The sequence below is a fragment of the Chryseobacterium formosum genome, from assembly GCF_026460885.1.
Lineage (GTDB): Bacteria > Bacteroidota > Bacteroidia > Flavobacteriales > Weeksellaceae > Chryseobacterium > Chryseobacterium formosus.
Genome location: NZ_JAOVZW010000044.1, coordinates 1 through 3066 on the forward strand (window position 1 = coordinate 1; position 3066 = coordinate 3066).

Genomic DNA, 3066 nt, shown 5'->3' on the forward strand with positions numbered 1-3066 from the left:
AGACACTGAAAAAACTGCTAACGCTAAAATTATTAAGAAATAAAAAAACTAATCATCGTGAGAAAGAATATTATAATTTTGTTTTTGATATTTATTATCAATTCTATAAACGCACAACCAACTTCAAGCACAAGCGGAAAGAGTTATATTGAGGATATTAATAAAATGTTTTCAGCGGCCCCTACTGCAAATAATCTTATGAAGTTCGAGGAAGTTCCTGTTAGCTATTATACAGGTATTCCAGACATTAATCTTCCACTATTTAATATACCTACAAATAATAAAAATGTAAGTGTAAATGTTCAGCTAAAATATCATCCTTTGAATGCAAAACCTGATGACAGAGCAGGTGAAACAGGATTGGGATGGAGTTTAATAGCCGGAGGAAGTATTGTTCGAACTGTTAGAGGTGGGAATCCCGATGAGAAAAATAGATCTGTAATGTTCTCATCACCTCCTAAATCTAAATTTGGTATTTATGATTCCTTTACCAATCCGACTTCGAAAGTCATAAATAATGACCCTTCTGTCAATATAAATGAATATGCATTTTATGCAGCAATGGGAAAATATGACACAGAGTACGATCTTTATCAATATAACTTTTTAGGTTTGACAGGTAGATTTTATGTTGTAAAAAATTCTAACACCTATACAGCTGTTAAGTTGGATAAAAATAATCTTAAGATTACCTGTTCATTTGATACAGCAACCAATTCGGTAAAGTCTTTTTCAATAATAGATGATAAAGGAATTAAATATGATTTTGAAGGAATGGAAAAGTCCCAAAAATCGATTACTAATGTAAAAACGCATATCATCACCGGTTCTGGAGACCTTTATCCAAGTGTCGAAATTGGAGATTATTACACTTCATACCATCTAGTTAGAATTAATGATCAAAGGAATATAAATCTGGTAACATATAATTATCAGTTACAATCTCAAGTGAAATTTCAAGAGACTCCTCAAACAACAACGAGAATGGCGAGTAACGCCAATTATACTAATACTACATTTAGCCAACAAGCTCCCGAAGGTTTGCCAGGTGCCCTTGAAAGACAACTGGTTTACAACACTTCTCAAACCTACCTTCTCACTCACATAGATATTATTGATAAAGGAACGGTTTATTTTAACTATGAACAAGGAAGGAGCGATAGTAATTATATAGACCCTCAAAATCTATATAAGCTGAAATCAGTACAATCAAATATTGTAGGACAACCTTCTACACAGTACACAGATAAATTCATATTAGATTATGATTATTCCAACACAACATATCAGGCTTATAACGGAGCTCAAACTTTGCAAAAGCTTTTGCTTAAAAAGGTAAGTAAAATTTCTCCGAATAATCCAAATCAAGAAAATATTTTACAATATAATGAAAGTGTTTTATTCGGTCTTCAGAAAGATAAGTGGGGTTTCTATTCAGATGCAGCAATAACAACAGATGTTTTAAATTCAATCACATACCCTACAAAAGGAAAGGTTGTGTTTAATTTTGAAGAAAATGAATACAGTTATAATCCTGTTGCAAATGATAATATTATGTCACCTGTCACTGGATACAATACTGTAATCCCATCCGAATTTACTATACATTTCGGACAATTCAGTAATGTATATAAACAGAATTTTTTTTCAATCCAATCTGCACAAAATGTTCAGCTAGATCTGTTGCTCGGGAATCTAATTTATTATAACTGGAAATTTCAAATTTTTAAAAAGAATGCTGATAATACATTTTCTCCGGCAGTATACACATTTCAGTATTCCAATCAAACCTGTAATAAACCACAACCACCGGCATGTCCTAATTCTAATATAAATCCGAACGGAGAAATCGTATCAGAATTTCATCCTTCAGTATATTTAGAACCCGGAACTTATTATGCATCTTTAAGTGGAGATTTTGCTTTTTCAAATCCCTCAAATACCCTAGACACTTTTGTGGCTCACACTGCGGAACCTTTATATGTAGATATGAAGAAATATAAGGGTGGTGGATTGAGAATTGGTGATATTACATATTTTGAAAATTCTACATCATCTCAATTTGCAAAAAAGTATTTATATAACTACGACAATTTAGATGAAGCAGGAAGAAGTAGTGGTGCTTTAGTGTTCCCAGTGCCGTTATTTAACTATGAAGAATACTATTCTTATAGTAGTGAGTCTATGGGTGGTGTAATATTGTATAATGCAATGTTTAATACAGAAACAGATTATAATATTTTTCCGGTACAGAAAACGCAAGGTGGTGATGTCGGGTATAAATATGTGACTGTTAAACAAATTGATGTTAATAATATCAGCAAGGGCAAAACGGTGTATAAATTCAGATCTCCATTAGATTATCCTAATCAGTCACTAATTTACTCTCAAATGCCTGTTGTACCTATTCCAAATCTGGATTATTTGAGAGGTCAAACCATATGGGAAAAAAAGTATGATTCAGATAACAAGATTATTTCACAAATTGATTATGACTATAATACCACTGAATATGAAGTTAACGACGGAATTAAGGTAAAGGATAATTTTTACAACAATATGATTACAAAATATTATCAATATTCTGGATATCAGGACTTTTTTAATTGGTATGGAAATTTAGCATTAACTACTCCATATAAGAATTTTGAAAAATTTGGAGTTACTCTACCAAGTCAAAAGATTGAAACATCTTATTTTTACAAAAATGGTGTGCAGAGTTCTGTATCCGCGACCACGAATACTTTATACAACAGTTTAGACTATCCTACGTCTGTGACACAACTTTTTTCAGATGGAAACTCTAATGTAGACTCTTACAAGTACGCTCATGAAAAAGGTAATACTCGACTTATAAATGCTAACATGATTGGTGTTCCATTAGAAACTGAAAACAAAAAGAACAACAAACTCATCAGTAGAGTTGAGACTCTTTACAATGATGTAAATCATTTTCTTCCTACCTCCCTTACTACCACTGATTTTACCGGTGTTGTTGCAACGGAGCTTACCTATGACCAATATGATTCTAAGGGTAATTTATTGCAGTATACAACAAAGGATGGC

The 3066-nt window shown here is 32.2% G+C and carries 1 pseudogene; it reads left to right on the forward strand.

The features are described 5' to 3' along the window. Positions 1 to 198 precede the first annotated feature (198 nt). Positions 199 to 3066 (forward strand): annotated as a pseudogene (locus OF897_RS21400) (hypothetical protein); the annotation flags it as partial.